Origin of the sequence: Arthrobacter sp. FW306-07-I, from assembly GCF_021800405.1 — a bacterium.
GTDB lineage: Bacteria > Actinomycetota > Actinomycetes > Actinomycetales > Micrococcaceae > Arthrobacter.
Window position 1 is genome coordinate 307,479 of the sequence record NZ_CP084550.1, and the last position, 12,986, is coordinate 320,464.

General features: G+C 65.6%; 13 protein-coding genes. 10 read left to right on the plus strand and 3 right to left on the minus strand.

All coding sequences use genetic code 11. From position 1 onward, the window contains the following. Positions 1–26 precede the first annotated feature (26 nt). Genes LFT46_RS01525 through LFT46_RS01555 form a run of 7 tightly spaced genes read left to right on the plus strand, consistent with a single transcriptional unit; the run spans position 27 to position 6,891 of the window. Positions 27–980, plus strand: coding sequence for a carbohydrate ABC transporter permease (locus LFT46_RS01525; protein WP_236800704.1), 954 nt, complete (start codon positions 27–29; stop codon positions 978–980). Beyond that, entirely contained in the window at positions 977–1,855 is an 879-nt protein-coding gene (locus LFT46_RS01530) for a carbohydrate ABC transporter permease (RefSeq protein WP_236800706.1), read from the plus strand. Before LFT46_RS01525 ends, LFT46_RS01530 begins: the two co-directional genes overlap by 4 nt. Positions 1,856–1,865: 10 nt before the next feature. After that, the gene (dgoD, locus tag LFT46_RS01535; protein ID WP_142131464.1) at positions 1,866–3,014 is read left to right on the plus strand and encodes a galactonate dehydratase; all 1,149 of its coding nucleotides are present in this window, start codon (positions 1,866–1,868) and stop codon (positions 3,012–3,014) included. A 5-nt stretch (positions 3,015–3,019) separates the two neighbouring features. Further along, on the plus strand, positions 3,020–3,697 hold the full coding sequence (locus tag LFT46_RS01540; protein WP_236800708.1) for a bifunctional 4-hydroxy-2-oxoglutarate aldolase/2-dehydro-3-deoxy-phosphogluconate aldolase: 678 nt from the start codon (positions 3,020–3,022) through the stop codon (positions 3,695–3,697). Continuing rightward, positions 3,694–4,734, plus strand: a complete 1,041-nt coding sequence (locus LFT46_RS01545) for a sugar kinase (protein ID WP_236800710.1) — start codon at positions 3,694–3,696, stop codon at positions 4,732–4,734. Before LFT46_RS01540 ends, LFT46_RS01545 begins: the two co-directional genes overlap by 4 nt. A 57-nt stretch (positions 4,735–4,791) precedes the next feature. Continuing rightward, positions 4,792–6,021 carry a D-mannonate dehydratase ManD gene (gene manD, locus LFT46_RS01550; RefSeq protein ID WP_236800711.1) on the plus strand — a complete coding sequence of 410 codons (1,230 nt, stop codon included), beginning with the start codon at positions 4,792–4,794 and terminating at the stop codon, positions 6,019–6,021. 45 nt (positions 6,022–6,066) lie between these two features. Next, positions 6,067–6,891: a class I SAM-dependent methyltransferase gene (locus tag LFT46_RS01555; protein WP_236800712.1), complete on the plus strand. Its 825-nt coding sequence runs from the start codon at positions 6,067–6,069 to the stop codon at positions 6,889–6,891. 31 nt (positions 6,892–6,922) lie between these two features. On the opposite strand, the gene LFT46_RS01560 is transcribed toward LFT46_RS01555, so the two are convergent. After that, the gene (locus LFT46_RS01560; protein WP_236802988.1) at positions 6,923–7,390 is read right to left on the minus strand and encodes a MarR family winged helix-turn-helix transcriptional regulator; all 468 of its coding nucleotides are present in this window, start codon (positions 7,388–7,390) and stop codon (positions 6,923–6,925) included. Between the two features lie 184 nt (positions 7,391–7,574). Here LFT46_RS01560 and LFT46_RS01565 point away from each other — a divergent pair, with 184 nt between their 5' ends. From LFT46_RS01565 to LFT46_RS01575, 3 genes are all read left to right on the plus strand, one after another. After that, entirely contained in the window at positions 7,575–8,606 is a 1,032-nt protein-coding gene (locus LFT46_RS01565; RefSeq protein ID WP_236800713.1) for a bile acid:sodium symporter family protein, read from the plus strand. Positions 8,607–8,729: 123 nt separating this feature from the next. Beyond that, positions 8,730–11,195 carry a molybdopterin oxidoreductase family protein gene (locus LFT46_RS01570; RefSeq protein ID WP_236821090.1) on the plus strand — a complete coding sequence of 822 codons (2,466 nt, stop codon included), beginning with the start codon at positions 8,730–8,732 and terminating at the stop codon, positions 11,193–11,195. Further along, positions 11,192–11,674, plus strand: coding sequence for a hypothetical protein (locus tag LFT46_RS01575; RefSeq protein WP_236800715.1), 483 nt, complete (start codon positions 11,192–11,194; stop codon positions 11,672–11,674). The genes LFT46_RS01570 and LFT46_RS01575 overlap by 4 nt, the downstream gene beginning before the upstream one ends. Positions 11,675–11,683: 9 nt before the next feature. Here LFT46_RS01575 and LFT46_RS01580 read toward each other — a convergent pair whose 3' ends face one another. Beyond that, a complete protein-coding gene (locus LFT46_RS01580; protein ID WP_236800717.1) occupies positions 11,684–12,466 on the minus strand; it encodes a MerR family transcriptional regulator in 783 nt (260 codons plus the stop codon). A 66-nt stretch (positions 12,467–12,532) separates the two neighbouring features. Then, on the minus strand, positions 12,533–12,832 hold the full coding sequence (locus LFT46_RS01585) for a DUF4193 domain-containing protein (protein ID WP_018772148.1): 300 nt from the start codon (positions 12,830–12,832) through the stop codon (positions 12,533–12,535). Positions 12,833–12,986 lie beyond the last annotated feature (154 nt).

Sequence of the window (12,986 nt, forward strand, 5' to 3'; positions counted from 1 at the left end):
TTCACCCTCAAACTCTTAGGTGAACCATGTCTGTTTTGAACCCTCCCCGCAGTGCCCGCACACGCCGGGCCGGTGGCCCCGCAGGCGCCGGGGGGAACTTCTCCGCCTGGGCCAACCGGCACCGCAAATGGCTCTTCGCGGCCCCGGCCATGATCTTCGTCGGTGTGCTGATCATTTTTCCGCTTGCCTGGACCCTTTACCTCAGCCTTACCGACTCCCAAGGCTCCGTCCGGGCCGCCACCGAGTTCATCGGGCTGCAGAACTACCTCACGGTCCTCAGCGACACCGAGCGTTTCTGGCCCGCGGTGGGCCGCACCCTGGCCTTCACCGGCGTAGCCCTGGCCTTTGAAGTGGTGCTGGGCATGGGCATCGCGTTGCTCCTCTGGCGGCCGTTCCGGGGTGAAAAGTGGGTCCGCGTGGCCATCCTGTTGCCGCTGGTGGCAACCCCTGTGGCCGTCGGCATGATGTGGCGGCTGATCTTCGACCCCAACATCGGCTTCGTCAACCAGCTCCTGGGCATGGTGGGCATCCCGCCCCAGCCGTGGCTGTCCGGCCAGGACACTGCCCTGGGCACCACCATCTTCATGGACGTCTGGCAGTGGACCCCCATGGTGGTCCTGATCCTGCTGGCCGGCCTGACCTCGCTGTCCGACGAACCGGACGAGGCCGCACGCGTGGACGGTGCCAACGCCTTCCAGCGCTTCTTCTACATCACCCTGCCCCTCATGATGCCCACCGTGATCGTGGCCATCCTGCTGCGCGGCATCGATGCCCTGAAGACCTTCGACATCCTTTACGCCACCAAGGGCAAGGGCGGCGGCTCGTTCCACGAAGTGGAAACGCTGAACGTCTACGCCTACGGACTGAGCTTCGACTACAACCAGTACGGGCTCTCCTCGGCGGTGCTGATCCTGTTCTTCATGATCATCATCGGTTCCATGTGGCTGCTCACCATGCGCAAGAAAGCGGTAAGCAAATGACCGTCATGACAGACTCCGCCGCCACCACCGCGGACAACCAGCCCCGCCGCCGCCGCAAGCCCCTGGCCACCCGCGCCTACAAAGTGTTCCGCGTGGTGGCGCTGGTCCTGGTGGTGCTGTTCCTGCTGGCCCCGCTGTTCTGGATGCTCCTGGCGTCGCTGAAGACCAACGTGGACATCTACGACACCGCCAAGGCCTTCATCTTCTCGCCCACTTTCGAGAACTACGCCAACGTGCTGCAGCGCAACAACTACTTCGTCTTTGTGGTCAACAGCTTCTGGGTGGCTTTCGTCTCCACTGCGCTGTCGATCGTCCTGGGCGTCCCGGCTGCCTACGCGATGAGCCGGTTCACCATGCACCGCTCCGCGCTGGTGGTCCTGATGGCCCGCGTCATCCCGGGCGTCTCACTCCTGGTTCCCTGGTACTACGTCTTCTCCAACCTGCGGATGGTTGGCAAGTTCGAGGTGCTGATCCTCAGCCACATGTTCGTGGCGCTCCCGCTGATCGTGTACATCATGATGAGCTACTTCGATTCCCTGCCGCTGGAGCTGGAGGAGTCGGCAGAGGTGGACGGCCTTACGCCGATCGGGGCGTTCCGGCTGATCACGCTTCCGCTGGCGGTGTCCGGCATCGCCACGGCCGGCATCCTGTCCTTCATCTTCTCGTGGAACAACTTCATGTTCGCGCTGGTGCTCTCCGGTGCCAAGACCAAGACGCTGCCGGTGGCGATCTTCGACTTCGTCTCCTACGCCAGCATCGACTGGGGCGGGCTGATGGCCGCGGCGACAGTCGTGACCATCCCCATCATGATCATCGCGCTCTTCACGCAGAAGTACATCGTCTCCGGCCTGACGGCCGGCGCAACCAAGGGTTAGGAACCGCCGCGTGACCGTCATCAGCCGGATCGAAACATTCCTGGTCCCGCCCCGCTGGCTCTTTGTCCGGGTGGAGACCGAAAGCGGCATCGTGGGGTGGGGCGAGGCAACCTGCGAGGGCCGCAGCGAAACTGTGCGCACCGCCGTCGAGCAACTCTCGGAACTGCTCATTGGCAGGGACGCCCTCCGGATTGAAGACCACTGGCAGGTGATGACCAAGGGGTCCTTCTACCGGGGCGGACCCATCCTGGCCAGCGCCGTTTCCGGCCTGGACCAGGCCCTCTGGGACATCGCCGGCAAGCACTTCAACACCCCTGTGCACCAGCTCCTGGGCGGCCACGTCCGCGACCGGATCCGGATGTACGGCTGGGTGGGCGGTGACGAACCGAATGAGGTGGCCGACCAGATCAGCGCCCAGCTGGAGGTGGGCCTCACGGCCGTGAAAATGAACGCCAGCGGCCGGATGAGCCCGGTGGCCTCGGTGGCGGAGATCGACGGCGTCATCCGCCGTGTTGCCGCGGCGCGCCAGGTCCTGGGCGACCACCGGGACGTGGCCGTGGACTTCCACGGCCGCTTCAGCCTGGCCAACGCCAAACGGGTGGCACCCCTGCTGGAGCCTTTCCGGCCCTTCTTCCTCGAAGAGCCGGTGGTCCCGGAGAACACCCACCTGCTGCGGGAATTCACCTCCTCCACCACCACGCCGGTGTCCACAGGGGAGCGGCTGTACAACCGGCAGGAGTTCCTGCCCGCCCTGCAGGCCGGTATTGCCGTGGCGCAGCCGGACCTCTCGCACGCCGGCGGCATCACCGAGGTCCGCAAGATCGCCGCCCTGGCCGAGGTCTACGAAGTCCAGCTGGCACCGCATTGCCCGCTGGGACCTCTGGCGCTCGCCGCCTGCCTCCAGGTCGGTTTTGCCACGCCCAACTTCCTCATCCAGGAGCAAAGCATCGGCATCCACTACAACCAGGGCGCCGAAGTCCTCGACTACGTGGTGGACAAGACCCCCTTCAAGTTCGTGAACGGCCACATCGAACGGCTCACCGGACCCGGGTTGGGCATCGAAATCGATGAAGCCGTGGTCCGGGCAGCGGACAAGCGCGGCCACGCCTGGCGCGGTCCGGTGTGGCGCCACCCCGACGGATCCTTCGCAGAATGGTGAACCCTATGACATCCCAGAATCCAGCCGTTACCCCTGCCAGCCTGCTGGCCGGCATCCGGCAGGCCCGCCTTGTCGGCATTGTCCGCGGGAACGACGGCGGTGCTGCCGCCAAGGCCGCGCTGGCGGCAATGGAGGAGGGTTTCCAGTACGTGGAGATTGCCCTCACCACGCCCAACGCGCTGGAGGCCATCCGTGAGGTCCGCGCGGCTGCCCCGGCCGGCTGCCTGGTGGGCGCCGGCACCGTCCTCAGCGAGGCCGACGTCGAACGTGTCACCGCAGCCGGCGGCCAGTTCATCGTTACGCCCTCCCTGGCACCCTCGATCAGTGAGGCAGCTGCCGCCGGCATCCCGGTCCTGGCCGGGGCGCTGACGCCCAGCGAGGCCTATGAGGCGATGGAACGCGGCGCCACCGCCATCAAGCTGTTCCCGGCGTCCATCGGCGGGCCCGGCTACCTGAAGGCCGTGCGGGATCCCTTCCCGGACATCCCGTTCATCGCAGTGGGAGGGGTGGGGCTCAGTGAAGCCACCGGTTACTGGGAAGCCGGCGCCATCGCCGTTGGACTGGGCGGGCCCCTGTTCGGCACGTCAGCGTCAGGTGGGGACCTGACGGAAATGCGGGACCGCGCGCGCAGCTTCCTGGGCCTTGCTGCCGAATTCGCAGCCAGGACCGGTACCGGCTCATGACTGCTGGTACCGAATCCGCCCCGGACCGCCCCGCTCCGGTGGACCTGCTGACCTTCGGCGAATCCATGGTCTCGCTCCGATCAACAGGGCCCCTGGCCAACGGCGGCACGCTGAACATGCAGGTGGCCGGGGCGGAATCGAACGTTGCCATTGGCGTCGCACGCCTTGGCCACACTTCCGCCTGGGCCGGGTCTGTCGGCGCTGATCCGCACGGCGAATTCATCGTGAAGCAGTTACGGGGCGAGGGCGTCCGGCTGCACCACGGCGTCCATGCGGAGCGCAGCACCGGGGTGATGTTCCTGGAACAGCGCACCGCCGACCTCAGCAGGGCCTTCTACTACCGTGCCGGTTCGGCGGGGGCCACCATTTCACGTCATCATGTGGCCGCCGCGCTGGACCAGGGCGCCCGGATCCTGCACCTGACCGGCATCACGCCTGCACTTAGTGCCGAGGCGCGGGACGCCGCGGAGTACGCCGCCGGACGAGCTGCCACCGAAGGGATGGTGGTCTCCCTCGATGTCAATTACCGCAGCAAGCTCTGGTCCCGGGACCAGGCACGGGCGGTGCTGGGACCCTTGGCGCGGCACGCCACCATCGTTGTGGCGTCCGACGACGAACTGGACCTGATTGCCCCACCCCAGGCGGGGAGCGGCGCGGCAGGGCGTCCGGGCGATACCGGCGCCAGCGACGAAGCCACTGCCGACGTAGAGGCTTGTGCAGCCAGGGGGCTGCTGGAGGCCGGAGTCCGGGAAGTGGTGGTAAAGCGGGGCGCCGCGGGCGCCGCCGTCTATACAGCCGAGGGCCTTCTCGAAGTGCCCGCCCTCGCCGTGACCTGCCTGGACACCGTCGGGGCCGGCGACGCATTCACCGCCGGCTACCTTTCGGCTCTGCTCGGCGGTGCAGAAGTTCCCGAACGCCTGCACCGCGGCATCCTTGCCGGCGCCTTCGCAGTCAGCACCCGCGGCGACTGGGAAGGGCTGCCCCGTCCCGATGAACTTGCCCTGCTCGATGCCGCCAGGGGCAGCACCCAGCGCTGACCCCCGCCGGGCACATAATTCCCACAGGTCCTGCCAACTCCAACCCGAAAGCCAGCCATGAAGATTGTCGCCGCTGATGTGTTTGTGACCAGTCCCTCACGGAACTTCGTCACCCTCCGGATCACCACTGAGGATGGGGTGACCGGTATTGGTGACGCCACGCTGAACGGTCGCGAGCTGGCGGTTGCCGCGTATCTGCGGGAGCATGTGGCGCAGTTGTTGATTGGGAAGGATCCGCATCGGATTGAGGATACGTGGCAGTTCCTGTACCGGAGTGCGTATTGGCGGCGGGGTCCGGTGACGATGGCGGCGATCGCTGCGGTGGATATGGCGTTGTGGGATATCAAGGGCAAGCTGGCGGGGATGCCGGTGTATCAGCTCCTCGGTGGTGCTTCCCGGAGTGGGTTGCGGGCGTATGGGCATGCGTCGGGGGCCGATATTGAGTCGTTGTTTGATTCGGTGCGCGAGCATTTGGAGTTGGGGTATAAGTCGATCCGGATCCAGACGGCGGTGCCGGGGATCAAGGCTGTGTATGGGGTGGCGGCGCAGGCGCAGGCGTCGGGGGAGCGGTATGACTATGAGCCGGCGGGGCGCGGTGCGTTCCCGGTGGAGGAGGACTGGGACACCAGGGCGTATTTGCGGCACCTGCCGGGGGTGTTTGAGGCGGTGCGGAATGAGTTCGGTCCGGAGATCCCGTTGTTGCATGATGGGCATCACCGGATGACGCCGATCCAGGCGGCGAAGCTGGGCAAGGCGTTGGAGCCGTATGACCTGTTCTGGTTGGAGGACTGCACGCCGGCGGAGAACCAGGAAGGGCTGCGCCTGGTGCGCCAGCACACCATTACGCCGCTGGCGATCGGGGAGATCTTTAATACGGTGTGGGATTACCAGACGCTGATCAAGGAGCAGCTGATTGATTATGTGCGGGCGGCGTCCACGCACTTTGGCGGGATCTCCCCGTTGAAGAAGGTGATGGATTTCGCGGCGCAGTACCAGATCAAGTCCGGTTTCCATGGGCCGACGGATATTTCCCCGGTGGGGTTCGCGGCGCAGCTGCACGTGGGGTTGGCCATCCATAACTACGGGATCCAGGAGTACATGCAGCACTCGGTGAAGACCAACGAGGTGTTCGAGCAGTCCATGACGTTCGTGGACGGGTACCTGCACCCGGGCGACAAGCCGGGCATCGGCGTGGAGTTCAACGAAGAAGCCGCCGCCGCTTACCCGTACCAGCAGGCCTACCTGCCCTACAACCGCCTCGTCGACGGCACCGTCCACGACTGGTAGGCCCTTCCCGTTGACCCCGCCGCCAGCCGGTGTGAGGATGGCGCCATGAACCAGATCGCCGCCTTCTACACCGGCCCCGGGAGGCTTGTAGCGGCCATCAGCGCTGCCCTGGACGCGGCCGGTGTGGACCGCGCAACGCTGCGGCCGGCCGATCTCGCTGCTGTTGACGAGTTCCACATCCGTGGCCGCAGGGCAACCCTGGAAATCGTGGAAGCACTCGGACTCACAGCCCAGTCCCATGTGCTTGACCTCGGCAGCGGACTGGGAGGTCCCGCGCGGACGCTCGCCGAGCTGACAGGGTGCACCGTCACCGGTGTCGACCTCACCCCGGAATTCTGCCAGGTGGCGGCCGCGCTCTCGGAATGGACAGGCCTGTCCCACCGCACCCGTTTCCAGGTGGGGGACGCAACAGCCACCGGTCTTCCCGACGGGTCCGTCGACGCGTCACTAAGTGTGCATGTGGCCATGAACATCCCCAACAAGCACGCGCTCTATGCGGAAGCCTTCCGGGTCCTTCGGCCGGGCGGCCGGTTCGTGGTTTATGACGTTCTGCAGGGTGAAGGCGGGGCAGTGCACTACCCGGTGCCGTGGGCTGCTGGCCCCTCGACAAGCTTTCCCGCGACCCTGGAAGACATGCTCGAACTCCTCCCCGCGGCAGGTTTTGATGTGATCTCGGAAGTCGACTCGTCGGACGAGAGCCTTGCCTGGTTCCAGCAGATGCTCGCCAAAATCCAGCGGGACGGGCCGCCACCAGTGACCTTCGCGACCTTCCTTGGCGAGAGCTTCGCTCAGATGACTGCCAATCAGGTAGCCAACCTCGCCGAACGGCGCATCCGGACCGTCATGTTCGTGTGCTCAAGGCCGTCCTGACGGGTTGGAAACCTTTGAAGCCGGGCGGCGTCTACTCCGCAGCACCCCACAGCGCTTTACGGAGCAGTCGCTTCAACTCCTGCGACTCCTCCCCGGACAGCACCGCAAGCTGATTCAGCTCCGCAACATCCATGGCAGCGCGGGCCTTGGCGTGCATCTTCCGCCCCTCCGCGGTGGAGACGATGATTTTGGCCCGTCGGTCCTGCTTTCCCTGCGCGCGCTCCACAAGGCCCCGCCATTCCAGGTCGTCCACCAGCGTGGACACTTGGCCCGGCTCAAGGTTCAGGAACTCGGCGACCTCGCGCGGAGTCGGCTCAAGTCCACTGCAAGCCAGCGCCAGGATGGAGAAGGAACGCTCGCGGAGTGCAAAGTCTGCCAGTGCCCGTTTGTTGAGTCCTGCTCCCCTTTCATGCAGCCGGGCGAGCAGGACGCCCATGTCGCTGCCCATCCTGGATGCCGCGAGGCGCGGGGGCTGAATTTCGGTGCCCAAGGCGGCCATCACAACTCCGGTTTTGGTAAAACAATCGTCGACTTATCGAAGGATCCAAATTTTCATGAATCGCGGGTGGGAACCGACATCGGCAGAATCTCGGGCAGGCGGCAGCATGTGATGGGGCCCGCCGTTGTTACCGTTCACGGTCATCAATTGGCGGAACCATCCCAGCCGGTGCCAGCATGGTTGGATGCTTGAGGCAACTAAACCCCAGAATTCCCCGGATGGGGCACCCGTCAACCCTGCGCTGGAAGCGGAAAGCAGGATCGCCCGTATCGCCGTGACGGTGTTCCCCATCCTGGTGGTGGCCGCAGGCATCATCGGCTTCCTGCTCCCCGGAGTCTTCAAGCCCATTGCCCCCAGCGTTCCGTACCTGCTGGGCATCATCATGTTCTGCATGGGCCTGACGCTCACGCCACCCGACTTCGCCGCGGTGGCCAAGCGCCCGTGGGCGGTGGCCCTGGGCATCGTTGCCCACTACATCATCATGCCCGGAGCCGGCTGGCTGATCGCCGGGGCCCTCAACCTTGAGCCCGAGCTGGCCGTCGGCGTCATCCTGGTGGGCTGCGCCCCCTCCGGAACGGCCTCCAATGTGATGGCCTTCCTGGCCAAGGGCGATGTTGCCCTCTCCGTAGCGGTTGCCTCCGTTTCCACGATCATCGCACCGATCGTCACCCCGCTGCTGGTCCTGTTCCTGGCCGGTTCGTACCTTCAGATTGATGCGGCCGGCATGGTGGGGGACATCGTTAAGACCGTGCTGCTGCCGGTGGTTGCCGGCCTCCTCGCCCGGCTGTTCCTCAAGAAGCTCGTCGCGAAGGTGCTGCCGGCACTGCCGTGGGCGTCCGCCGTCGTGATCTCCCTGATCGTGGCCATCGTGGTGGCCGGCAGCGCCAGCAAGATCATCAGCGCCGGGGCCATTGTGTTCCTCGCCGTGGTGCTGCACAACGGCTTCGGGCTGGGCCTGGGTTACCTGGCCGGCAAGCTGGGCCGGCTGGACGACAAGGCCCGGCGTGCCCTTGCCTTCGAGGTGGGCATGCAGAACTCGGGCCTGGCCGCCACGCTGGCCACTGCGCACTTCACCCCGCTGGCCGCACTCCCGTCCGCCGTGTTCTCGCTGTGGCACAACATCTCCGGCGCCATCGTGGCTGCCTGGCTGGCCCGGCGTCCGCTCCAGGACAAGCGCGAAGACAGGACAAGCGCCAGCCTCACAAAACAGGCCTGACCACCGCGATCACCTGTCCACTCACAGGAAAAGCCCGTTTCCCCTCCCCGATTGTGGGTACAGAATCGGGTGGGACAACGTCGTCTTACGCGGTCCCGCCAGTTCCGGACAGGAGATGGACAGATGACTCGGATTGACCGAATAGCTGAACCATGGGGGACAAGGACGCCGTACGGCAGCGGCGGTGATTGGCCGGTCAGGGTGGACACGCACCTGGCCGAGGGGGTGGCTCCGGAGGACGTGGACCGGTGGGTCCAGACGGCGTCGCTCCTCCACTCAAACGGTGACGCCATGGATATCGCCGTCAAGGACAACCGGATCGTCGGGGTGCGCGGCCGGGCCGTGGACCGCGTCAACCACGGCCGGCTGGGCCCGAAGGACCTGTACGGCTGGCAGGCCAACGCGTCCCCTGACCGCCTCACCAAACCCCTTGTCCGCGAGGGCGGAAAACTGGTGGAAACCGACTGGGACACCGCCATGCAGCGCGTGGTGGACCGTTCCAAGGCGCTGCTCGCGGAACAGGGCCCCAGCGCCATCGGCTTCTACACCACCGGGCAGCTGTTTTCGGAGGAATACTACACCCTGGGCGCGATTGCACACGGCGGGATCGGCACCAATCACGTGGACGGCAACACCAGGCTCTGCACGGCCACGGCGGGTGAAGCGCTCAAGGAGTCGTTCGGCTGCGACGGCCAGCCCGGCTCCTACACCGACGTCGACCATGCGGACGTGATCGCCCTCTACGGGCACAACGTGGCGGAGACCCAGACCGTCCTGTGGACCAGGATGCTGGACCGCCTGGCCGGGCCCAACCCGCCCAAGATCATCTGCGTGGACCCCCGCATGACACCCGTGGCCAAGGCTGCCACGCTGCATTTGGCCCCGCGTCCGGGCACGAACGTGGCGCTGATGAACGGCATCCTGCACGAGATCATCAGCAACGGCTGGGTGGACCACGAGTACATCAACGCGCACACCGTGGGTTTTGCCGAGCTCGAAAAAGAGGTCAAGAACTATCCGCCCGCGCTGGTGGCAGAAATCTGCGGCGTCCCCGCGGAGCTGATCTCCGAGGCCGCGAGCATCATCGGCCACGCCGAAAGGCTTCTGTCCACCGTCCTGCAGGGTTTCTACCAGTCCAACCAGGCCACCGCGGCTGCGGTCCAGGTCAACAACGTGAACATCATCCGGGGCATGCTGGGCAAGCCCGGCTGCGGCATCCTGCAGATGAACGGCCAGCCTACGGCAGAAAATACCCGGGAATGCGGGGCCGACGGCGACCTGGCCGCCTTCCGGAACTGGTCCAACGACGCACACATCAAGGACCTCGCAAGGGTTTGGAACATCGACCCTATGTCCATCCCGCACTATTCTCCGCCCACCCACGTCATGCAGATGATGCGGTACGCGGAGGACGGCTCCATTCGGATGTTGTGGGTCAGCGGCACGAACCCCGCCGTCTCGCTGCCAGAGCTGGCACGTATCCGCGGAATCCTGGAACAGGAGCGGCTGTTCCTTGTGGTCCAGGACATCTTCCTGTCCGAGACCGCCCAGCTGGCCGACGTGGTGCTCCCAGCGGCCACGTGGGGTGAGAAGACCGGTACGTTCACCAACGTGGACCGCACCGTCCACCTTTCGGAGAAAGCTGTCGACCCGCCCGGCGAGGCCCGGCCCGACCTGGACATCTTCATCGACTATGCGCACCGGATGGGCCTGCAGGACAAGGACGGGCAGCCGCTGATCAAGTGGAATGATTCCGAGTCCGCCTTTGAAGCCTGGAAGGAATGCACCCGGGGGCGGCCCTGCGACTACACCGGCATCACCTACGACAAGCTGCGGGGCGGATCCGGCATCCAGTGGCCGTGCAATGAGGAGAACCCGGACGGCACGGAGCGGATCTACGCCGACGGGAAGTTCTGGGCGCACCCGGAGTACTGCGAAACCTACGGCCGCGACCTCATCACCGGAGCACCCGTGGACCCGTCCGAGTACAAGGCCCTCAACCCGGAGGGCAAGGCCATCATCAAGGCCGCCGAGTACATGCCGCCGCACGAGCTGCCCAGCCAGGACTTTCCACTACAGCTCATCACGGGCCGCACGCTCTACCAGTTCCACACGCGCACCAAGACGGGACGGGCACCGGAGCTGAACGCGGCGGCACCGGACGTCTGGGTTGAGTTGTCAGCGGACGACGCCGGCGCGTACGGGATTGCCGAGGGCGACCTTGCGGAGGTGGCGACGCCCCGTGGTTCCGTCCGTGCCAACGTGCGGATCAGCGGCATCCGGAACGGCGTGCTTTTCCTGCCGTTCCATTACGGCTATTGGGACACCGACGGCGGCCACCAGCCGGACGGGGCGGGCCGGGCGGCGAACGAGCTGACCATTACCGACTGGGACGCCGCGTCCAAGCAGCCCATCTTCAAGACGGCAGCTGCGCGCGTCACCAGGGTTTCCGCCGGCGACGGTCCGTCCCCGGCACCCACCACCACAGCCTCGGCTCCGGTGGGCGGTTTTCCGGAAGGGGCCTCGACCAAGGGAATTCCGTCCGCGCTGGCCGATGAGGCTCCGCAGATCGCGGGAGGTGCACGATGAAATTCGGGCTTGTACTTGAGGAAATGCACCGGTCCGAAAACGACCTGGCGCACCATTTGTTGACCATCTCCGAACGGCACAAGGTGGACCACGAGGTCTATCACCTGGCCCGGGACCTGGCGCGCTGGTCACAGCAGCATGTCCGGGACATCGCCGCCATGGGCAAGAACTACGGGCTGGACCTTGACCCTGAGCCGCGGGACGAAATGGGATTGATGGAAACCATCCGCGAAAAGGGCAGCGAAATGGTGGGCCGGCGCCCCGAGACCGGCATGCTGCTGCTGCGGGACCTCAGGGAGCTCTACCTGAAGGCCTGCGGCGTATCGGCAGACTGGGAGCTGCTGGCCCAGGCTGCCCAGGGAATGAAGGACAAGAAGCTGCTGGGACTTGCCGGGAAGTGCCACCCCCAGACCATCCGCCAGATGAAGTGGGCCAATGGCAAGCTGAAGGAATCCGCCACGCAGGTCCTGGTCAGTTAGGGGAACCCGTCAGCTGACGGACCCGGCGGCGGCCTGGCCGGCGGCGCGGGCTTCCTGCAGGTGTGCCATCAGTGCCTGCAGCTGGTCCGCACTCCAAGGAAGCGGCCGGCTCAGTTCGGCGCTGTTCCCGTTCCACATGCTGCGGGCGGCGGCTTTGGTGCCCTCGCTGCTGTGGAACCTGGAACCCAGTTCATCCCAGCGGTGAACCAGCTCCCTGGCCTCCGGGCTGTTGGCCGGGACGCCGCCGTCGACCTGGCGCAGGCCTTCGTCGACCAGGCCCACCCACTCGGTTCTTGATTGATCGGTTGTTTCTTGCCCGAGCTGGCCGCGCCGCTCGTCGAGTTCCCGTCGTTGGTCCTCGGTGAAGTAGTTCTCAAACATGTTCATCCTTTCCAAGACAGTGGTGAAGTAGGCGGGGCCGGCATCCCCGTGATCGGTAAGGCGTCCCAGCAGATCCCTGATGGTCCGCTGGAGCTGCTCCAGCTGCAGGGCTTGCTCGCCCAAGGCGTTGAGCTGGCGCAGCAACAGCCTTGGCAGCGACTCCGCGTCCCCGCCGTCGGCCCCGTCCAACGCTGCAGCGATCCCACCAAGCGGCACCCCCAGGCTCCGCAGGGTTCGGATGCCGTAGAGGCGCCTCAGGTCCTGCTCCGTGTAGCGGCGGTGGCCTGAAGAGGTCCGGACGCTTGCCCGGAGGAGGCCGATGCTTTCGTAGTGGTGCAGCGCCCTGACGGTGACGCCGGTTGCGGCAGCCAGTTCGCCAATGCTCCAGATGCGCTCGTCCCGATCTTCCATACCGCCAACCGTAGGACCTGACGCGGCGTCAGGTTCAACCTCTGCCGGCAAGCCGCCGTCCCCCTGCTAGCCCTCACATTCCTTGCAGTACTTCTTGCCGTCTTTCTCCCGCGCCAACTGGCTGCGGTGGTGGACCAGGAAGCAGGACATACAGGTGAATTCGTCTGCCTGCACCGGGACCACCTGGATGAGGAGCTCCTCGTTGGAGAGGTCAGCGCCGGGCAGCTCAAAGCTGTCCGCGAGGTCCGTTTCGTCCATGTCGGGAGCGGCCTCCCGGCGGCCGGACTTATCGGACTTGAGCTCCTCCAGGGCGACGTTCGGCTCTTCCTCGGGAGTCACCCGCGGAGCGTCGTAGTCAACTGACATGTGGTGTGTTCTCCTGTCCAGGATTCGGTGCCCAGATTGTTCTGAACAGATCCACAACGCAGGACGCGCGCAACTAATTCCCATGGCCGCGGGTGGATTTCCGAGGACCTCATTCTAAAAATGAATACGGTGGTTGGCCGCCGCGTGGTGGTGA